A 19,767-nucleotide genomic window follows, 5' to 3' on the forward strand; every position below is an offset into this window, starting at 1 on the left:
ACCCACCATGAAGTTCCTCCGCGACACCTGGCTGGTCTACCAGCGGCAGCTGCTGCTGGTCTGGCGCACGCCCGCCCGCCTGGTCATCGGCTTCGTCCAGCCCATCGCCTACCTGGTGCTCTTCGCGCCGCTGCTGAAGACCGCGCTGGCGCCCACCGGCGCGCAGACCTACGCCGACGCGTACCGGATCTACGTGCCGGGCCTGCTCGTCGTGCTGGTCCTGCTCAGCGGCTTCTTCTCCGGCTTCGGCCTGCTCGGCGAGCTGCGGTCCGGGGTGATCGAGCGGTCCCGGGTGACCCCGGCGCACCGCACGGCACTCATCCTCGGTCGGGCGTTCTCCGAGGTCACGGTGCTGATGGGGCAGGCCGTGGTGATCACGGTCGTGGCCCTGCCGTTCGGCATGACCGTGCAGTTCGGGTGGCTGCTGCTGGCGTACGTGATGCTGGCGCTGATGGCCCTGATGGCGTGCGCGCTGTCCTACGCGATGGCCATGCTGATCCCGTCCCCGGCCGCGCTCGGGCCGCTGATCAACAGCGTGTCGCAGCCGTTGTCCCTGCTCTCGGGCGTGCTGCTGCCGCTGACCTTGGCCCCGGGCTGGCTGGTGACCATCGCCGAGTGGAACCCGATCTACTGGACGACCAACGGCACCCGGGCGCTGTTCACCGGCAACCCGGGCGACTCGTCGGTCTGGGTCGGCATGCTCGTCGTGGTCGCGCTGGCGGCGTTGACGGTCACCTGGGCGACCCGGATGTTCGCCCGCCAGGTCCGGTAACCGACGAATCCGCGAATGGCCCGGGAGCACACCGCTCCCGGGCCTTTTTCATGCCCGCTCGAACGAATTATCGGGCGCAGGGAAATAGCCCGGTCGCGTTCGCGCCGGGCTTATTCCTTATTCGGGTACTACCACCGCCAGAGGGTCGGGCAGTAGGTCTGGTCGGTGTAGTCGGGCAGGCCCTCGTCGTTGCGCTGGACCAATACGTCGTGGTTGTAGAAAACCGGTGTGCCGTCCGACTTGAGGAACGGCCGGAACCGGTTGTCGCCGTCCTGCATGTGCAGGCTGATGGCCCGCCGCGGCCGGTCGGCCTGGTTGGCGCCGCTGCCGTGGTAGGTGCGGCAGTGGTGGAAGCTGACGTGCCCCTTGGGGATGTTCATGGGGACCTTGACCACCTCGGCGCCGTTGTGCGCGGCGTTGGCGGCCAGCAGCTCCTCCAGCTCCGCGCGGTCGCGGTGGGCGAAGTGCCGGGTGGAGTCGTCGCCGGGGATCTCCGCCCAGCGGTGGCTGCCGTCGACCATGGTGATGGTGCCCATGGTGGTGTCGCAGTCGTGCAACGGCAGGAACGCGGTCAGCATGCGCTCGGAGGTGCAGGTCTGCCAGTAGTGCCGGTCCATGTGCCAGGGGACCTGGTTGGAGGCCTCCTCCGGGCGCGGCGGCTTGTAGATCAGGGTGCTCTGCCACACCCGGATCTCGTCGGCCTGGGCCAGCCGCGCCGCGACCGCGCCGAGCACCGGCTTGCGCAGGATCGCGGCGACCTCGTCGCTCTCGTAGTGGATGTAGTCGTTGTGCCGCTGGACGTCGCCGCGCTCGGGGGTCCAGTACGCCAGGTTCGGCGGGCGCAGCGGCAGCCTGCGGTCGGCGTGGCCCGCGTAGAACCGTTCCGTGGCCTCGACGAGGGTGTCGATCTCGGCGTCGGTGAACAGCTTGCGGGACAGGTACCAGCCGCGGGCCGCGTACTCGACGACCTCCTCGTCGGTGGGTAAGAGGTCGCGCTCCGCCTCGGTGAGGGCGAAGGTGTCGGTCAGCTCAGCGGTCACAGGGAGGCTCCTTCGGTGTCCTTGGCCCGGTTCCGGTCGCGCTCCACGGCCTGGTACAGCGCCTTGATGTTGGCGCTGCCGAAGGTGAGCGCGCCCAGGCGCTCGATGAGCTCGAAGAAGATGGTCCGTCGCGGGTGGGTGGTCTTGGTGAAGATCTGGAACAGCTCGCCCTCGTTGTCCTGGTCCACGAGCACGTTCAGCTCGCGCAGGACGGGGATCGGGACGGCGGTGTGGTCGAGGCGCTCGGACAGCGCGTCGTAGTAGCCGCCCGGGGTGGTCAGGAACTCGACACCGCGCGCGCCGAGGGTGCGCACCGCGGTGGCGATGTCGTCGGTGCGGAAGGCCAGGTGCTGCACGCCGGGCCCGTGGTGGGCGGTGAGGAAGTCGTCGATCTGGCCGGGTTCGGTCGCGGTGTCGGGCTCGATCAGGGTGAGCGTGACCTCCTTGGAGATCGACTGCACCACCTTGGAGTTCATCGCCTGGCCGCCGACCTCGATGCGCTCCTCGAAGATCTGCTTGAAGCCCAACACCTTCTCGTAGTACTCGACGGTCGGGTCGAGCTGTCCGCCGGTGACGACAGCGGCGACGTGGTCGATGACGTCGAGCAAGGACAAGGAGTCCGTGTCGTCGGCGTCGGCCGGGTCGGCGTCGTCGAAGAGCGCGCCGGGGCGGACGAAGGCGTGCCCGACGTCGCCGAAGCCGCCGATCCGGCCCGCGGTGAGCACCGCGCCCCGGTCCAGCGCCTCGGCGAGGGCGGCCTCGGGGTCGTCGGTGGACAGCGCGATGGTGGCCAGGCCGTCGCCGTGCTCGGCGACGTAGGCCGCCGCCGGGTGCGTGGCGTCGCGCGCGGAGGTCACCACCAGGCGGATGTCGCCCTGGGCGAGCAGGACGGAATGGCTCCCCGGCCGGTCGCGCAGCACCCCGTGCTGCCGGAAGCCGTACTCGGCGCGCAGCTTGGCGGCCACCTCGTCGGCGTCGCCGACGTAGAACTCCACGTGATCGATCGCGTGAACGTGCATGCTGAACCTCTGGGTCCGGTGTGGTTGTGATCGGTTCGCCGGTGGGGAAGCCAGGCAGGTCGGGGAAATCCGTTGGTGCGTCGGTGTTCCGCTCAGGCGTGCGCCCGTCGCCTGAGCCGTGTGCCGGGCTCGCCGATGAGCAGGCTCACGTTGTGGCCGCCGAAGGCGAAGGAGTTCGACAGCGCCGCGCGGACCGGCCCGGGACGGGCGGTGCCGCGGACGTGGTCGAGCGCGCAGTCGGGGTCGGGGTCGTCGAGGTTGTGCGTCGGGGGTAAGAGCCCCGTGCTGACCGACAGCGCCGTCGCGGCGGCCTCGACCGCGCCGGAGCCGCCGAGCATGTGCCCGGTGAGCGCCTTGATGGAGCTGACCGCGGGCGTGGTGTCCCCGAACACCGACCGGATCGCGGTCGCCTCGGCGGCGTCGCCGAGCGGTGTCGAGGTGCCGTGCGCGTTCACGTAGTCTACATCGGACGGTGTGAGCCCGGCGTCGGCGATCGCCTTGCGCATCACGGCGGTGGCGCCCGCGCCGTCGGGGCGCGGGGTCGTCGGGTGGTGGGCGTCGGTGGTCACGCCCCAGCCGAGCAGCCCGGCGTAGGCCGCCGCGCCGCGGGCGTCGGCGAAGTCGGCGCGCTCCACGACCAGCACGCCCGCGCCCTCGCCGAGCACGAACCCGTTGCGCCGCTTGTCGAACGGCCTGCTGGCCTGGGTCGGCTCAGCCCACTTGCGGGCCAGCGCCCACGCGTTGGCGAACGCGGACGCCACGGTCGGGTGCAGCGCGGTGTCGCCGCCGCCGCACACCACCACGTCCGCCTCGTCCGCGCGGATGATCCGCAGCGCCTCGGCGATGGACTGCGCGCCCGCCGCGCACGCGGTGGCGATGCACGCGCTGTGGCCGCGGATGCCGTGCTTGATCGCGATCCGGGCGGCGGCCATGTTGGCCAGCATCCCGGGCAGCAGGTACGGGCTCACCTTGGCGCGCCCGCTCTCGCGGCGCAGCGCCGCGAAGTGCTCGTAGGTCTCCAGCCCCGCGCCCCCGGTGGACACGACGACCGCGACCCGCTCGGGGTCGACGTCGGTGCCCACGGTGATCCGGGCGTCGGCCAGCGCGTCGTCGGCGGCGGCCATGGCCAGCAGCACGAACCGGTCGACGGCGCGGGCCTGCTTGGCGTCGAGCACCTCGGTGGGGTCGATGTCCGGGGCGATGCCCGCGACGTCGAGCAGCCCGGCCAGCGGGTGCCCCTCGGGTGGGCGGACCAGTCCGGAGCGACCGGCGCACAGCGCGTCGAACACGTCATCGGCCTTGCGCCCCAACGGGGTCACCACGCCGATGCCGGTGATGGCGGCGGCGGGCCTCATCTCGCGCCCTGCCCGGTCACCTCGGCGCGCAGGGCGACCTTGCGGACCTTCCCGGTGGGGCCCAACGGGATGCGCTCGTCGTCGACGACCACGATCGACCGCACGGTCGCCGCCACGTCCGGACCGAGCGCCGCGTGGATCGCGGCCGTTCGGTCCGCGGCCGGGTCGGCGGCGGGGTCGAGTTGCAGCATCACGTCCGTGACCACGCCGTCGTCGGTGCGGACGGCGACCACGGTGCAGTCGGCCACGTCCGGGCAGGCGTTGAGCACGCGTTCCTCCGACAGCGCGGTGTGCAGGCGTTTGCCGTCGCCGAGGTCGACGGAGTCGACGAGCCGGTCGACGTGGTAGAAGTAGCCCTCCTCGTCGCGGTAGACGAGGTCGCCGGTGAGGAAGTAGCCGCGCACGCGGGTGCGGTGCGTGGTGACCGAGTCGTTCCAGTACCCCAGCGACAGCGTCGGCGACTTCGTGCCCAGCTCCCCCACCTGCCCGTGCGGTAGTTCGTTGCCCTCCGGGTCGAGCACGACCGGCTCGGCGAAGGTGTGCGGGCGGCCGATGCAGCGGCCGTAGCGGTTCGTCTCGGCGGTGTGGGTGATGTAGAAGTGCGAGTGCCCCATCTCGCTGGAGCCCAGGCCATCGATGAAGGCCGATCCCGGCTTCCGCACCCGACCTTCCTTGGTGGACACCTCGCGGTAGCCGAGCGAGATGAGCCTGCGGATGTGCGCCTCGTGCGCGCAGTCGCCGGTGTTCCACCACAGCGCCACCGAGTCCAGGTCGCGGCCGCGCAGGTCGGTCTTGGCCATCTCCGACCAGGTGGCGGCGAAGCCGAGCACGCCGGAGGGCCGCCACTTCTCGATCGCGTCGAGCACCGACGGCCCGGTCTGCCGCGAGAGCCCCAGCAGCTCGCTCTCGCTCGACAGCGCGAGGTTCAGCGCGATGAGCGTGGCGGCGTGCGGGGCGGGCAGCGCGGACAGGATCCGGTCGGTGCCCTGCGCCTTGGGCATGCGCAGCCGGTGGCGGTTGGCGGCGTACAGGCTGGTGTGCGAGTGCAGCACCGCCTTCGGCACGCCGGTCGTACCCGAGGAGTGGGTGATCGCGACCGGGTCGTCGCGGAAGAACCGGTACGGCGCCGGGGCGTCGGCCGGGTCGGCCGCGCCCAGCCCCTCGATGGGCGCGAGCAACGTCAACCCGTGCGGTGCCAGCGCTTCGCGGCGTGCGGCGTCGGCCAGCACCCCGACGGCGCCGAGCCTGCTCACGTAGAGGGCGGTGATCTCCGGCGCGAGCTTCGCGTTGATCAGCGCGGGGATCGCGCCGAGCCGGGCCAGGGCGAGGAAGGTGAGGATGTTGTCGGCCACGCCGGTCGCGGTGACCGCGACCGGGTCGCGCCTGCCGATGCCGAGCGCGCTCAGCGCGGCGGCCCGGGCGCGGACGCGCTCGTCGAGGAGCCCGAGCGTCAGCGCGGTCCAGGCCGGGCGGCCGTCGACGGCGGTGTCGAAGGTGAAGGTGGGCCGCTCGGTGTCCGCGCCCATCTCGATGAGCGTGGTGAGCACGTTGCCCGCACCGAGGTCCGGGTCGCGGGCCAGCAGGGCCCGGGTGTTGCCGCGCTTGGTGGTGGTCATGCCCGTCCCCTCGCCGTGACCAGTCGGGCCACCGCCTGGTCGTTGTCTCCTCGTCCGGTCGCCAGGTCGGCGACGATCACCAGCGCGCGGTCCGCCTCCCCCGCGGCGAACAGCAGGTCCGCGCAGGCGAGAGCATCGGTCCCGGGTTCGGTGGCGGGGCTGGCGCACACCACCGGACCGGCCAGTCCCCACCGCGCCGCGACGTGCCCGAGCACGGCGTTCGGGTTGGACTGGAAGAACAGCAGCGGCGGCACGCGGGTGCCCGCCGCCACCGCGGCGGCCACCGCGTCCGCCGTGGTCACGTCACCGCGGACGCTGGCCAGCACGATCGCCGTCCGGTCGCCGTCGCGGCCCGCGGGCGGCGGGCCGAAGTGCGCGCGCAGGCAGCGCTCGGCGACCTCGACGACCAGCGGGTTGAACGCCGACAGCACGAACCCGGCGATGGCGGGCAGCGACCCGGGGGTGTCCGCCGGGGACGCGGGCCAGTGGGCCTCGGCGAGCACCACCCGGTCCAGGACCGGCGATGTCACCTGTCCGGGTGAGAGGGTGGCACTCATGCCGCCCCCAGCAGGAGCGCGGTGTTGGCGCCGCCGAACGCGGCGTTGACCGTGAGCGCGTACGCGGGCTCGGCGCGCCGCGGCCCGGTGATCACGTCGATCGCGCAGTCCGGGTCGGCGCCCAGGTAACCGGAGTTGACCGGCAGCGTCCCCCCGCCCAGCGCGAGCACGGTCACCACGAACTCGACGAGCCCGGACGCCTCCAACGCGTGGCCGTGCACGGATTTCGTGGAGCTGGTGGGCACCGCGCCGAGTCCGGCCAGGCGCAGCGCGGCGACCTCGGCGGCGTCGTTGAACGCGGTGCCGGTGCCGTTGGCGTTGACGTAGCCGACCTCCGGCGGCGCGACGTCCGCCCGGTCGAGCGCCCCGGTGATCGCCCTGGCCAGGCCGGTGCCGTCCGGTTTGGGCTTGCACACGTGGTAAGCGTCGCCGGAGCGCGCCCAGCCCGCCAGCCAGGCCAGCGGCCGGGCCGCGCGCGGGGACTCGCGCACCGCGACGTCCACGGGCACGCCGGGGTCGACCGCGACGGAGGCCAGCACGGTGCCGATTCCCCCCGCGCCGATTCCCAGCGGGGAAGCCGATTCCAGCACCACGGCCGCGACGCCGTCGCCGAGCAGCATGCCCTGCCTGCCCGCGCTGAACGGCCGCACGCGACCGTCCCGCGACAGCGCGCGGCCCGCGTCGAACAACGCGAACGTGGACGGTTCCACCAGGTAGCCCGCCGCCACCACGACCCGCTCGGCGCGGCCGGTCGCGATCAGCGTGGCGGCGTCGGCGAGCGCGGAGGTGGCCGCCACGCAGGCACCGGTGTAGGTCCGCGCGGGACCGGCGAACCCGGTGCGCGCGGCGACCTCGGCGGCCAGCGCGGCGTTGCCCGCGTCGGCGTGCGCGGCCAGCAGCAGCGGGACCCCCGCGCGGGTGGTCACCCCGGTGCCGACCACGGCGTCCTCGATGGCGCCGACGAGTTCGTCGGCGAGCACCGGGTCACCCGGGAGGGTGGCCGCGGTCGTGGTCCGGCGACCGGCCGTGTCGAACCTGGTGACCGGTGCGAACGCGGGCGTGCCCGCGAACCCGTCGGCCAGCAGCGCGGCGCCGTCGCGACCGAACGCGGTGCGCGCGGCCACGCCCGTGACCGCCACCCGGTGCGCGCGCCGCGCCCGCTCAGCCATGCCCGGCCGCCGTGCCGCGCGCGGAGTCGAGCGCGCCCGCCAGGGTGTCGACCGCGCCGGTGACGGTGCCCATGCCCGCGAACACCTCGTCGGTGAGGTCGAGTTCCACCCCGTAGCGCTGCTCGACCTGGGCCACCAGCCAGGTCAGCTCCAGCGAGTCCAGCGTCTCCCCCACCTCGGCGCGGTCGCGGTCGCCGAACCCGGCGAGCAGCGCGATCACCGCGTCCCGGTCGGGGGACGGCAGGTCCGGTGTGCTCGGTGCCATCTCAGGCGGTCGCCTCGGCGGCCCGGGCCGACACGCGGGCGTCGAGCGCGTCGACGAACTCGTCGAGGGTCATCAGGGCCAGGGACTCCATGTCGTCGTCGCCGAACTTGATCTTGTACTGGTCCTCCAGCTGCACCGCCAGGTCGGCCAGCGCCAACGACTCCAGGTCCAGCCCGGCCGGGCCGAGGTCGGTGTCCCCGGTGACCTCGCTGACGTCGTAGTTCATCTCGCGCACCGCGTCGAGCACGAACGCCCGCAACTCGTCCTTCATGGCCGTCATCCCTTTCCGCTGTTCTCGCCCGCCGCGGCCAGCACCGCCGCCGCGCGCACGACCTTCCCCGTCGCCGTCCTGGGCAGGACCGGCAGCACGACCAGTTCCCGCGGCCGCTTGAACGGCGCCAGGGTCCGGCCGATCTCGAGCTCCACCTCGGCCACCGACGCGCCGTCGGCCAGGCTCAGGTAGGCGCGCACGCCGCCGTCGTGCAGCACGACCGCCTCGCGGACCGCCGCCATCCCGGCGATGGTCTGCTCGACCTCGGTGAGGTCGACCTTGAGCCCGCCGATGGACACCTGCGAGTCCAGTCGTCCGAGTACCGTCACCAGACCCGTGCCCCCGTCGATCCCGGCGGCGTCGCGGGTGCGCAGCCAGCCGTCGACGAAGCGGCTCGGGTCCTGCAGTCCGAGGTACGGCGACGCGGCCATCGCGATCCACAGTTCGCCGTCGCGCACCTGGAGGCGCATCCCGTGCGTCGGCTCGACCGCGGGCCAGCGGGAGCCGTCGAGATCCGTGGCGATGACGCCGATCTCGGTCATCCCGTACATCGTGCCCAGCGGCACGCCGAACCGTTCGCGGAAGCGCGCGGGGACGGTGGGGCGCACCAGTTCGCCCGCCACGACCATGCGCCGCAACGACGGCAGCGGGGTGCGTTCGGTCGAGGAGGTCAGGAGTTCGGCGTGGAACGGGACGCCGAGCACGGTCGCGGGGGTGTCGGCCGCGGCGACGGCGGCGAGGATGCCCTCGGCGGTCAACCGCTGCGGGAACACCAGTTCCGCGTTGGCGTGCAGGGCGTTGAGCAGTCCGCCGACCAGCCCGAGCACGTGCACGATCGAGGCGAGCAGCACGACCCGCTCCCCCGCGCGCGGGAACTCCGGCAGCCGGTCGTAGCGGTCGAGTTCGGCCGCCAGGTCCGCGGCGGTGCGCGCGATCACCTTGGAGGCACCGGTGGAGCCGGAACTGAACTGCACCAACGCGTGCGGCGTCGCGGCCGGGCGGCCACCCTCCCGGGCGGACACCGCGGCGACCACCTCGGCGTAACCGCGCAGCCGGTGGCCGCGGGTCTCGGTGGCCTCGACGACGAACTGCGCGGCGACGCGGTCCAGCGCGCCGTCGACCTCGTGCCGGGTGAGCCGGTGGTCGAGCAGGCTCACCTGGGCGCCGATCCGCCACGCGGCGAGCAGGTAGCCCACGTACGCCAGGGACGGCGGGAGTCGCAACGCGACAGTGCCGCCCGCGACCAGCCCGGCCGCGCGCAGCTCCGCCTCCCGCACGGCCACCACCGCGCGCAGCGCGGCCCGGTCGACCGGCTCGTCGAAGCGCAGGCAGACGGTGTCGGACGACCCGGCGAGCAGCAGGTCGTCGACCCATTCCCGCGAGATTCCGGGCGTTGCCCAGGAAAGATCCACACCAGTCATTGGCGCCTTCACAATGTGCTATTGGGCCGATTGCCGTAATGCGACGAAATGTTTGAAGTCCGCGCTATCCGGACTCGCGGTGGAACAATCGCATATGGATCCACACCCGTCAAGGTCGACCGAAAGGGCTAGTCGGTACCCCCGGTATCCCTGACAGGGCAACGGTTCTATCAGTAGTTACACAGCGGACACCGGCCGCCACGAGTCGATCACGGACCGCTTCGGTGCGCGTGCGAATGCACGGCGAACACCCGATCGTGGATAAGCTGGAAATCGTTGTCAGCGGATGACAGGATAGCCGCGGCGGTGATTCCACCGAACGGCGCAAACACCGAGAGGACCGGCGTGAAACCCCTACGTGTCCCCGACTACGCGGACTTGGCGCGATCCTGCCTGGCGGCCGATGTCGCCGGGTACCTCAACGGTGGCGCGGGCGCCGAGTGGACGCTGCGCGCCAACGAGTCCGCGTATTCGGCCATACCACTTCGCCCGAGGGTGCTCACCGACGTGGAGCGCTGCGCCACGGCGACGACCCTGCTCGGCGCGGACCTCGCCGCGCCGATCGGGGTGGCGCCCATGGCGTACCACCGGCTCTTTCACCCGGACGGTGAAATCGGGACCGTGCGGGCCGCGGGCGCGGCGGGCGCGTTGTTCGTGGCCAGCATGTTCGCCAGCACGGACCTGGCCGAGATCGCCGCGGCGGCCACCGGGCCGCTGTGGCTGCAGCTGTACTGGTTGCGCGACCGGGGCGCGGTGCTGGAACTGGTCGGTCGCGCGGCGGAAGCCGGGTACGGCGCGCTGGCGCTGACCGTGGACACCCCGCGCGTGGCGCGCCGGTACCGCGACCTGCGCAGCGGTTTCACGCTCCCCGCGCACGCGCGCGCGGTGAACGTGGACGCCGCGCTGATGGCCACCAGCCACGTCGCCGAGGCCGGGACGTCGGCCATCGAGCGGCACTCGCTGGAGAGGTTCGACCCGCGGATCACCTGGGCGGACCTCGCCTGGCTGCGTGAGCGCACCGCGCTTCCCCTGGTGCTGAAGGGAATCCTCACCGCCGAGGACGCCGAACTGGCGGTGCGCCACGGCGTGGACGGGATCATCGTGTCCAACCACGGCGGTAGGCAGCTCGACGGGGTGCCCGCCACGATCGACGCGCTGCCCGAGGTGGTGGACGCGGTCGGCGGCGGGCTCCCGGTGCTGGTCGACGGCGGTGTGCGCACCGGGTCGGACGTGCTCAAGGCGCTGGCCGTCGGCGCGGACACCGTGCTGGTCGGCCGACCGGTGCTGTGGGGTCTGGCGCACGCGGGCACCGAGGGCGCGCAGGACGTGCTGCAGACATTGCGCGAGGAACTGGAGGAGGCCATGGCCCTCACCGGCAGGCCGACCCTGGCCCACCTCGACCGGTCGGTGCTGGGGACACCGAACCGAACTCCTTACCACCACTGACCTTCTCCGCTCACCGGCCCGTCGAACGACCCACCCGGGGGTGGCTCACTCCCGGGTGGTCATCGCCGAGACGAACTCGGCGAACCTGCGCACACCCGCCACCAGCCGGTCCGGTTCGACGTAGCTGCACGACAACCGGAGCCGGTCCAGGCCCCCGCCGTCGAGGTGGAAGGTGCTCATCGGGGTCCACAGCACGCCGAACTCCCTGGCCGAGCGCTCCAGCGCGGCCTCGTCGGCGACGAAGGGGACCGTGACCACCACGAAGAACCCGCCGCTGGGCGTGTTCCACCGGACCCCCGAGCCCGGTGGGAAGTGCCGCGCCAGTTCGGCGAGCATGAGCCGCATGTTCTCGCGGTAGAAGGAGATCGTGTCGGCGTTCGCCTCCCGCAACCGGCAGCCCGCGCGCACCAGCAGCCCGCCGATCGCGGCCTGGCTGAGCGCGGAGGTGTTCACCGTGGTCATGCTCTTGATCTTCGCCAGGGAATCGGCGAGTGGTTCCGCACCGCCCTCGCGGGTGCGCACCACCTGATCCGCGAGCACGTAGCCGACGCGCGCGCCGGGGAAGCAGGACTTGGCGAACGAGCCGATGTAGATGACGACACCGCTGGTGTCCAAGGACTTCAGGGTCGGGGTACGCACGTCCTCGGCGGTGAAGAAGCCGTACGGGTTGTCCTCGATGACGAAAATACCCTCGGCCTCGGCGATCGCGAGCAGCTCGCGCCTGCGCTGCACCGACATCGAGACACCGGACGGGTTGGCGAAGTCCGGCACGATGTAGAGCGCGCGCGGTCGCCTGCCCTCGGCCCGCACCCGGCGCGCCACCTCGGCCACCCGGCTCGGGTCGGGCCCGGACTCGTCCTCGGTGACGCCGACGAAGTCGATGTCGAGCAGCCGCGCGGCGCCGGTGATGCCGACGTAGCAGGGGGAACTGACCAGCAGCACGTCGTCGGGGCCGGTGAACAGCGCGCGCAGCGCCAGCAGCATGCCCTCCTGCGCGCCGACGGTGACCACGACCGCCCCGGGCGGGACGTGGATGTCCTCGTCGTTGGCGACGGTGCGGGCGATGAGGTCGTGGATCTGGCCGTTGGTGCGGCCGTACTGGAAGAACGCCGTGCGCACCCGGTCCGCGTCCAGGCCCAGGTCGCGTTCGAGGTACTCGCGGTAGGCGTCGAGGTAGCCGGAGATGGCCGCCGGGTCGAACAGGCCCTCGTACGGGCGGCCGGGCGCGAACGAGATCGCGTCCGGGAAGCGGTGGGTGACCTCGTTGAGGAAGGTCATCGCCGACAGCAGCGGGTCCTCTAGGCTGCGGTGCAGGTCTTCGGGACCCAGGACGACTTTGGCGGGAGCACTCGTGGGGTCCAGGACCACCCCGGCGGGGTCGGTGGCGGTCATGCCCGGTCCGTCCCGAACGCGGCGCGGAGCCGGGCCGCGGCGATCTCCACGGCCTCGGCGGCGGCGGGCAGTTCACCGAACATCGCGAAGAAACCGTGTGCCATACCGGGAAAACGCGTCAATTCCGTCGGTACGCCCGCGTCCGCGAGCCGTTTCGCGTACAACTCGCCCTCGTCGCGCAACGGGTCGTACTCGGCGGTGATCACCGTGGCGGGCGGCAGGCCGGAGTGGTCGGCGGCGCGCAGCGGGGAGGCCAGCGGGTTGGCGCCGTCGGCCGGGTCGGCCAGGTAGTTGTCCCAGTACCAGGCCACGGAGTGCAGGTTGAACAGGTACCGGTCGGTGCTCTCGCGCAGCGACTCGGTGTCCGAACCGTGGTCGGTGTTCGGGTAGACCAGGAGCTGGTGGACCAGCAGCGGACCGTCCTCGCGGGCGGCGAGCGCGACCGCGGCGGCCAGGTTGCCGCCCGCGCTGTCACCGCCGACGGCGATCCGGTCCGGGTCGACGCCCAGCTCGGCGGCGTGCGCGGCGACCCAGCGCACGGCGGCGTGGCAGTCGTGCACGGCGGCGGGGAACTTGTGCTCGGGGGCGAGCCGGTAGCCGACCGAGACGGTGGTGCAGCCCGCGGCGTTGGTGAGCCTGCGGCAGATGGCGTCGGCGGTGTCGATGGTGCCCAGAGTCCAGCCACCGCCGAAGAAGTAGACCAGCACCGGGCTCGGCGTCCCCGCGCGCACGGCCCGCGCGCACCGGTAGATCCGCAGGGTGAGCGCGCTCGCCGGGCCCGGGATGTCCAGGTCGGCGACGGAGGCCACCGGCTCCGGGTCGCCCGCCGCGTCCCGGATGGACGCCAGGTCCTCGGCGCGGGCCCGCTCCAGGGTCAGCTCGTAGAGCGGGGTCGCCCGCCGCTCGGCGCGGCGCGCGCGGGACCGTTCGACCTGGGGGTCCAGGGGCATGCTGTTCGACTCTCCTCGCGATCGGCGGGACGTGGCCACCCAGGCTCGGCGGCCACGTCCCCCCTCGATCTACCGCTCACGTCCCACGGGCTCAGGCCTCGCGGACGTTGCGCTCCAGGACGTTGCGCTCACGGACTCCACGCATGCTGATCACCTCCCTCCGACTCCGGCGGACCGGTCGGTCTTCGATCCCGGCCGCCGATTTCGCAGGAGCATATGGCGATATCTCGACAGGCGTCGATACGCCAAAAGGCGCCATCCGCCGACTAGGCCGAATGGACATATCCGTCCATTCAGGACTGTACGGCGTACTACCGTATCCCGTCCGGTTGCTCCGCTCGGCGCAATACCGCAGGTCAGGGCTGGCAATTCGACGATTGCGCCAAACGGGGTAAAGCCTGGATCATCACCGTGGCCTGATCGGATCAGTACAGCGAACGCTTTATGCGAATGATTTTTCGTGACTAGTGACAAACCACGTGAATCCTCAGAGGACACATCATCCGGCAATGGTCCAGCCCGACCGCCAGACCACTGTGGACTGATCGGGGCGCGGGACGCGCGTCGGGAGCGCCACCCCGCAGAACTCTCCGCGCACACCCGTACGCGCGCGGACGCGCGGGCGCGCACCCTACGCCCATCCGGCGGCCATCGGTCTGAGGTCTAGACAACACTCGATCATTGGTCTAGACAATAGGCAGCGGTGTCCCCCTGCGCACCGCACCCTGGAGGTCGTCGATGACTGAAGTCCCCCGACGCCGCAAAGCGGCGCGCACGATAGCGACCGCGCTCGGCGCGGCCGCCGCCGTGGTGGTCACCAGCCTGGTCGCCGCCGGTCCCGCGGCCGCGGCCAACCTGCTGACCAACCCCGGCTTCGAGAGCGGCACCACCGGCTGGACCTGCGACTCCGGCGCGGCGGTGACCACCCCGGTGCACAGCGGCTCCGGCGCGCTCGCCTCCACCGCGAGCGGCGCGAAGAACGGCCGCTGCGCGCAGACCATCGCGGTCAAGCCCAGCAGCACCTACACCGTGTCCGCCTGGGTCAAGGGCAACCCGGTGTACCTCGGCATCACCGGCGGCGGCCAGACCTGGACCAACGCCGCGAACTACACCCAGCTGTCGCTGACCTTCACCAGCGGCGCGGCCCAGACGAGCGTGGAGCTGTACCTGCACGGCTGGTACGGCGCGGGCACCTTCAACGTCGACGACGTGGTGCTCGACGGCCCGCCCGGGGACGGCGGCGGTCCCCCGCCCGGCACCGGGCCCGGCGCACCCGCCACCCCGGTCGCGACCGGCGCCACCAACTCCTCGATCTCGCTGACCTGGGGTGCCCCGTCCGGCACCGTCACCGGGTACAAGGTCTACGAGGGCACCGAGCTCAAGGCGACCGTCACCACCGGCACCAGCGCCACGATCAGCGGTCTGACGGCGTGCACCACGCACACCTTCACGGTCACCGCCTACAACACCGACGGCGAGTCGGCCAAGTCCAACCCCGTGTCCGCCTTCACCTCCGGCTGCCCCGACACCGGGGTGCCGAAGCGGGCGCTGATCGGCTACCTGCACACCAGCTTCGCCAACGGCTCCGGCTACATCCGGATGGCCGACGTGCCGGACTCGTGGGACATCGTCAACCTGGCCTTCGGCGAGCCGACCTCGGTCACCTCCGGTGACATCCGGTTCAGCCAGTGCCCGGTCGCGGAGTGCCCGCAGGTCGAGTCGGAGGCCGAGTTCATCGCGGCCATCCGGGCCAAGCAGGCCAAGGGCAAGAAGGTGCTGATCTCGATCGGCGGCCAGAACGGCCAGGTGCAGCTCACCTCCACCGCCGCGCGCGACAAGTTCGTCAGCTCGGTGTCGGCGATCATCGACAAGTACGGCCTCGACGGCCTCGACATCGACTTCGAGGGCCACTCGCTGTACCTGAACTCCGGTGACAAGGACTTCCGCAACCCGACCACCCCGGTGATCGTCAACCTGATCTCGGCGGTCAAGACGCTGAAGGCCCGCTACGGCGCCAAGTTCATCCTCACGATGGCCCCGGAGACGTTCTTCGTGCAGGTGGGCTACCAGTTCTACGGCGGCTCCAGCAGCGGCGGCGACAGCCGGACCGGCTCGTACCTGCCGGTCATCCACGCCCTGCGGGACGTGCTGACCATCCTGCACGTGCAGGACTACAACTCGGGCCCGGTCACCGGCCTGGACAACCAGTACCACAACATGGGCGGCGCGGACTTCCACATCGCCATGACCGACATGCTCAAGGCGGGCTTCCCGGTCGCCAACACCGGGTTCACCTTCCCGGGGCTGCGCGAGGACCAGATCGGCTTCGGCGTCCCGGCGGCGGTGAGCGCCGGCAACGGCCACACCTCCCCCGCCGCCGTCCAGCAGGCGCTGACCTGCCTGGTCAAGGGCACGGGCTGCGGCGGCTACCAGCTGCGCGGCGGCGCGTCCCCCGGCCTGCGCGGGCTGATGACCTGGTCGATCAACTGGGACCGCTACTACAACTGGGAGTTCCAGAACGCCCACCGGCCGTTCCTGAACAACCTCTGACCCACGGCGGTCTCGCGGCCCCGCACCCACCCCGGGTGCGGGGCCGTCGCCGTGCCGGGTATGTCCATTTGGGACTACCGGAGCGGTCGGCGGACGTGCCTGTCTGGGCCGGACGAGTGACCTGGGTGGAAACCCGCCGTGGCGGGCGCGGGGCGGTCGGATACTCGGGCCATGGGTACCGCGCGGTGGGTGTGGCTCGGGGTGTTCACCGTGCTCTTGGCGCTCGTGTGGTTCGACGCGTCGAAGGGCGAGTTGGCGTTGACCGCCGGGCTGGCGGGCGTGGCCGCCGTGGGGATCGTGGTGGCCGCGAGCGACTCAGCCGCGTCCGCCACCCGGGACGACCTCGGGGCCCGGCCGCGCACCGGGCTGGTCACGGCCCTGTGCTTCATGACCGTCACCATCGTCGCGGCCGTGGTGGCGTTGGGCTTCCTCGGCTAGACCGATCCCGGGTGCGCCGGTAGCCGGCTGGGCCAACCGGGTGAGCGTCGGGAAACCCGGCCGGCCGCCGCCCGGGGCGCTCGATACTCGGGGCGTGGAGACCAAGACGCGGGTCTGGTTCGGGGCGCTGGCGGTCGTCCTGCTGCCGGTCGCCGCGGCGGTCGTGTGGCTCGTCTGGTGGTTCGGGCTGGTGACCGCCGGGTACGGCGGCGCGGCGGGCACCCTCGTCGTCGACGAGTGCGGGGCGATCCAGATCCAGCACGGCGTGTTCCGCTACGACTGCGCGGGCGCGTTCGTGCCGGAAGGGACCGAAGCGGCCGAGGGCACCGCGAGCCTCGTGGGGATCGGGACCGAGTACCACCGGGACGACCGGGTGCCGGTGCGGCGCGACGGCGACACCGCCCACACCGCGTCGAAGGCCAAGCTCGTGGTGGGTCTCGGTATGGCCTGCGCGCTGGGCGCGGGCTTCGCCACGACCGCGGGCTACCTGGCCGTGGCGGTGATCCGCCGCGACAGCGGGGCGGACCTGGCGTCGGGGTTCAAGCTCGGGGGGAAGGTCGCCTGCCTGCTGGTGGTCCTCCCCTTCGCCGCGGGCCTCGTGCTGGCCGTCATCTGACCGCGCGTCCCGGAAACCGGGACGGCGGGCGCGCGTCTGCCGGATACTCCTGTTCGTGAGCACCATGCGGCGGTTCGCGTTCGTGTTGCTGGGGTTGGCCCTGCTGCCGGGGGCGGTGCTGATCGCGTGGTCGCTGTGGGCCTTCGCGCTGACGCAGGCGGGCTACGCCGGTGAGCCGGGGACGCTCATCGTCGGGCAGTGCGAGAAGTACACCCTCGACACCGGCTCCGCCTACCGCTGCTCGGGCGCGTTCGTCCCGGACGGCGCCGCAGTGCCCGCAGGTACCGCGCGGATCCCCCAACTGTCGGACCCGCAGGCCGAGGGCACCCGCATCACCGTGCGGCGCGACGGTGAGCTCGCGCGTACCGAGTCCCTGTCGCACCTGGTGCTGTTCATCGGTTTGGTGTGCGCGCTCAGTGCCATCACCGCCGTGGCGGGCGGCTACTACCTGTTCGAGGCGGTGCGCGGTGACGACACGGCGGACTTCGGCAACGGCCTCGGGTTCGGGGTGCTCGCGGGCGCGGTGCTGCTGGTCGTCGCGCTGGCAGGCGCCTTCGCGCTGGCGTTCTTCGGGTGAACCGCCGCCGATCCCCTGCCGCGCGGGTGGTTGGGCCAGGCGGGTGACCGGCGCGGAAAGCGCTCCGCAGTGGACCGGGCTGCTCGATACTCCTGCCCGTGGGCACACTCCGACGGGTCGCGTACTGGGCCATCGCGGCGGTTCTGCTGCCGTCGGCGGCGGTGGTCGTGTGGCTGCTGTGGCAGTTCTCCCTGGCGGCCAGCGGACACGCGGGTGAGCGGGGGACGCTCGTCGTCGCCGAGTGCGTGCGGACGGAAACCCAAGATACCGGCCACGTCAACGACTGCCACGGAGCGTTCGTCCCCGACGGGAGCCCGACCCCGACGGGAACCTTGACGCTGAGCCGGGCCGACGAGCTCTACCCCGAGGGCACCCGCGTCGCCGTCCGGCGCGACGGCGACGCCGCGCGCACCGAATCCGTACCGGTCATGGTCCTCATGCTCGGCCTCACGTGCGCGGTGGGCATCGGGATCCTCGCCACCGCGGCCTACCACGTGGGCGCGGCGGTGAAGAACGATACGGAGGCGAGGGTGGTGTACGGGGTGTGGATAGGGGCGGCGGTCGTGGGAGCCCTGTGGTTTGCCGTCGTCGTCGTCTGCGCCGTCCTCTTGGTGATCGGGATCTGATCGTGCGAACCGGGACGCGGGTGTGGTTCGGTGTGCTGGCCGTGGGGATGCCGCTGGCCCTCTGGCTGGTGCTGCCCTTCCTCTGGCGGCAAACGCTGAGCATGTCCGGGTTCGCGGGTGAGCCGGGCACGGTGGTCGTCGGTTCGTGCGAGGAGGTCCACGTCGAACGCGACAGCTACCAGTACACCTGCTCCGGCGCGTTCTTCCCCGACGGGAGCGCGGTCCCCGCGGGCACCGCGACCCTGCGCCCGTCGTACGAGCACCCGGCGGAGGGCACCCGGTTCACCGTGCGGCGCAACGGGAGCACCGCGGCGACGAAGTCCACGCCGGAACTGGTGCTCGGCACCGGGTTCATGGTCGCGCTGGCGACGATCCCCGCGCTGGCCGCCTGCTACTTCGCGGTCATGGCCGTGCTCGGCAGGCCCGGCACCCGCTACGCGACCGGCTTCCTGATCGGCCTGTTCACGGCTTCGGCCATCTGGGCCCTCGCGCTCCTCGGCGGGCTGGTGACCTGGATCGTCGGGGCGTGATCCCCTACCGCTCGGGCAGTTCCAGCGCCCACCGGTACGCCTGGACCAGTCCACTGTGGAACCCGGCGGCCGAGCCCCACAGGAACAGCCGGAAGTGCCGGTACAGCGGCTCGCCCCAGTTGGCGACGACGTGCTCCCGGTTGGCGTCCAGCTTCTCCGCCCACACCTTGCACGTCAGGTAGTAGTTGTGCCGCTCGTCGTCCACGGACGTCAGGTAGAACGGTGACCTGGCCACCTTCGCCAGGTAGTCGTGCAGCAGCAGCGGCGTCGACACGCCCGGGTAGACGTACTTGCTCATGAACGTCGACATGCGGTTCTTCGCGCGCATCGCCAGCGCGTCCAGGTACACCCGGCCGCCCGGCCGCAGCAGCTCCGCGTACTTGCGCAGCGACGCCGCGTAGTCGGGCAGGTGCTCGGTGACGCCCATGTTCACCACGGCGTCGTACGGCTTGTCCGCCTCGTACCGGTAGAAGTGCTGCCGCAGCACCCGGCAGGGCAGGTCCTCGCGGGCGATCAGCTCCTTGAGGTACAGCTCCGACGGCTCGGACAGGGTGAGGGTGGTGACCTCGATCCCCTTGCGACCGGCGTGTTCCACGAACGCGCCCCAGCCGCCGCCGACCTCCAGCACCCGGTCGCCGGGGTTGAGCCCGAGCTGCTCGATGGCCATGTCCATCTTGCGGGTCATGGCGTCCTCGATGGGTTCGTCGTCGGTCTTGAACGAACCCTGGGTGTAGCACCGGTGCCGACTGTCCAGGAAGGACAGGAAGAACTCCGGGTCGCGGTCGTAGTGCGCGGTGATCGAGCGCCGGTCGTGCTCGGTCTTGCCGCGCACCACCGCGGGCAGGTAGCGGTTCACCCAGGCGATCGGGTGGAAGTCGCCGAAGAACTTGCGCATGCCCAGCGCGGAGAAGATGTCGCCGTGGATGTCGAGGTGACCGTCGAGATAGGCCAGACCGACCTGGACCTGGTCCAGGGAGTTGACCGCGGTGATCCCGGCCGCGTTGCGCGCCTCGAGGGTGAACACGGGCTCTCCCCGGCCCAGCGTCCGACCGTCGCCCACCGGGGGTTCGACGCGGAACGGCACCTCTTCCCGCTTGCGGAAGTACGACCGGTACCGGCGCTCGAGCACGCCCCAATCCGCCTTCTGCCCCGTCACG

20 protein-coding genes are annotated in these 19,767 nt (G+C 71.9%); 8 read left to right on the forward strand and 12 right to left on the reverse strand.

Going from position 1 to position 19,767, the window contains the following annotated elements:
* Positions 1-7: 7 nt before the first annotated feature.
* A complete protein-coding gene (locus V5P93_RS22800; protein WP_104478854.1) occupies positions 8-772 on the forward strand; it encodes an ABC transporter permease in 765 nt (254 codons plus the stop codon).
* Positions 773-900: 128 nt separating this feature from the next.
* On the opposite strand, the gene V5P93_RS22805 is transcribed toward V5P93_RS22800, so the two are convergent.
* The 9 genes from V5P93_RS22805 to V5P93_RS22845 all read right to left on the reverse strand — a co-directional run bounded on the left by V5P93_RS22805 (position 901) and on the right by V5P93_RS22845 (position 9,485).
* Positions 901-1,812 carry a phytanoyl-CoA dioxygenase family protein gene (locus V5P93_RS22805; RefSeq protein WP_245931225.1) on the reverse strand — a complete coding sequence of 304 codons (912 nt, stop codon included), beginning with the start codon at positions 1,810-1,812 and terminating at the stop codon, positions 901-903.
* Complete coding sequence (gene hppD, locus V5P93_RS22810; RefSeq protein WP_104478853.1) at positions 1,809-2,831, reverse strand: 4-hydroxyphenylpyruvate dioxygenase; 1,023 nt, start codon at positions 2,829-2,831, stop codon at positions 1,809-1,811. The genes V5P93_RS22805 and hppD overlap by 4 nt, the downstream gene beginning before the upstream one ends.
* Positions 2,832-2,923: 92 nt before the next feature.
* Positions 2,924-4,186: a beta-ketoacyl synthase gene (locus V5P93_RS22815; RefSeq protein WP_104478852.1), complete on the reverse strand. Its 1,263-nt coding sequence runs from the start codon at positions 4,184-4,186 to the stop codon at positions 2,924-2,926.
* On the reverse strand, positions 4,183-5,802 hold the full coding sequence (locus tag V5P93_RS22820; RefSeq protein ID WP_104478851.1) for a class I adenylate-forming enzyme family protein: 1,620 nt from the start codon (positions 5,800-5,802) through the stop codon (positions 4,183-4,185). The genes V5P93_RS22815 and V5P93_RS22820 overlap by 4 nt, the downstream gene beginning before the upstream one ends.
* Complete coding sequence (locus tag V5P93_RS22825) at positions 5,799-6,332, reverse strand: hypothetical protein (protein WP_219823953.1); 534 nt, start codon at positions 6,330-6,332, stop codon at positions 5,799-5,801. The genes V5P93_RS22820 and V5P93_RS22825 overlap by 4 nt, the downstream gene beginning before the upstream one ends.
* Positions 6,333-6,355: 23 nt before the next feature.
* Entirely contained in the window at positions 6,356-7,528 is a 1,173-nt protein-coding gene (locus V5P93_RS22830; protein WP_104478849.1) for a beta-ketoacyl synthase N-terminal-like domain-containing protein, read from the reverse strand.
* A complete protein-coding gene (locus V5P93_RS22835; protein ID WP_181043439.1) occupies positions 7,521-7,793 on the reverse strand; it encodes a hypothetical protein in 273 nt (90 codons plus the stop codon). Before V5P93_RS22835 ends, V5P93_RS22830 begins: the two co-directional genes overlap by 8 nt.
* Position 7,794: 1 nt before the next feature.
* Entirely contained in the window at positions 7,795-8,064 is a 270-nt protein-coding gene (locus V5P93_RS22840) for an acyl carrier protein (protein ID WP_104478848.1), read from the reverse strand.
* Between the two features lie 5 nt (positions 8,065-8,069).
* On the reverse strand, positions 8,070-9,485 hold the full coding sequence (locus V5P93_RS22845) for a class I adenylate-forming enzyme family protein (protein WP_104478847.1): 1,416 nt from the start codon (positions 9,483-9,485) through the stop codon (positions 8,070-8,072).
* A 345-nt stretch (positions 9,486-9,830) separates the two neighbouring features.
* On the opposite strand from V5P93_RS22845, the gene V5P93_RS22850 reads away from it, so the two are divergent.
* Positions 9,831-10,931 (forward strand): alpha-hydroxy acid oxidase, encoded by a 1,101-nt coding sequence (locus V5P93_RS22850; protein ID WP_104478846.1) that lies wholly within the window; start codon positions 9,831-9,833, stop codon positions 10,929-10,931.
* Between the two features lie 45 nt (positions 10,932-10,976).
* On the opposite strand, the gene V5P93_RS22855 is transcribed toward V5P93_RS22850, so the two are convergent.
* Together V5P93_RS22855 and V5P93_RS22860 are read right to left on the reverse strand one after the other, a co-directional pair.
* Positions 10,977-12,323 (reverse strand): PLP-dependent aminotransferase family protein, encoded by a 1,347-nt coding sequence (locus V5P93_RS22855; protein WP_104478845.1) that lies wholly within the window; start codon positions 12,321-12,323, stop codon positions 10,977-10,979.
* Positions 12,320-13,273, reverse strand: coding sequence for an alpha/beta hydrolase (locus tag V5P93_RS22860; protein WP_104478844.1), 954 nt, complete (start codon positions 13,271-13,273; stop codon positions 12,320-12,322). The genes V5P93_RS22855 and V5P93_RS22860 overlap by 4 nt, the downstream gene beginning before the upstream one ends.
* A 738-nt stretch (positions 13,274-14,011) precedes the next feature.
* Between V5P93_RS22860 and V5P93_RS22865 the strand changes: the two genes are divergently transcribed.
* The 6 genes from V5P93_RS22865 to V5P93_RS22890 all read left to right on the forward strand — a co-directional run bounded on the left by V5P93_RS22865 (position 14,012) and on the right by V5P93_RS22890 (position 18,610).
* A complete protein-coding gene (locus V5P93_RS22865; RefSeq protein ID WP_104478843.1) occupies positions 14,012-15,823 on the forward strand; it encodes a chitinase in 1,812 nt (603 codons plus the stop codon).
* A gap of 171 nt (positions 15,824-15,994) precedes the next feature.
* Entirely contained in the window at positions 15,995-16,261 is a 267-nt protein-coding gene (locus tag V5P93_RS22870; protein ID WP_104478842.1) for a hypothetical protein, read from the forward strand.
* Positions 16,262-16,355: 94 nt separating this feature from the next.
* On the forward strand, positions 16,356-16,877 hold the full coding sequence (locus tag V5P93_RS22875) for a hypothetical protein (RefSeq protein WP_104478841.1): 522 nt from the start codon (positions 16,356-16,358) through the stop codon (positions 16,875-16,877).
* A 55-nt stretch (positions 16,878-16,932) separates the two neighbouring features.
* Positions 16,933-17,454, forward strand: coding sequence for a hypothetical protein (locus tag V5P93_RS22880; RefSeq protein WP_104478840.1), 522 nt, complete (start codon positions 16,933-16,935; stop codon positions 17,452-17,454).
* A 98-nt stretch (positions 17,455-17,552) separates the two neighbouring features.
* Positions 17,553-18,080 (forward strand): hypothetical protein, encoded by a 528-nt coding sequence (locus V5P93_RS22885; RefSeq protein ID WP_104478839.1) that lies wholly within the window; start codon positions 17,553-17,555, stop codon positions 18,078-18,080.
* 2 nt (positions 18,081-18,082) lie between these two features.
* Complete coding sequence (locus tag V5P93_RS22890) at positions 18,083-18,610, forward strand: hypothetical protein (protein WP_104478838.1); 528 nt, start codon at positions 18,083-18,085, stop codon at positions 18,608-18,610.
* A gap of 4 nt (positions 18,611-18,614) precedes the next feature.
* Here the strand turns inward: V5P93_RS22890 and V5P93_RS22895 are convergent, their stop codons facing one another.
* Entirely contained in the window at positions 18,615-19,766 is a 1,152-nt protein-coding gene (locus V5P93_RS22895) for a class I SAM-dependent methyltransferase (RefSeq protein ID WP_104478837.1), read from the reverse strand.
* Between the last annotated feature and the right edge of the window lies 1 nt (position 19,767).

The organism is Actinokineospora auranticolor (assembly GCF_041897805.1).
Taxonomy (GTDB): domain Bacteria; phylum Actinomycetota; class Actinomycetes; order Mycobacteriales; family Pseudonocardiaceae; genus Actinokineospora; species Actinokineospora auranticolor.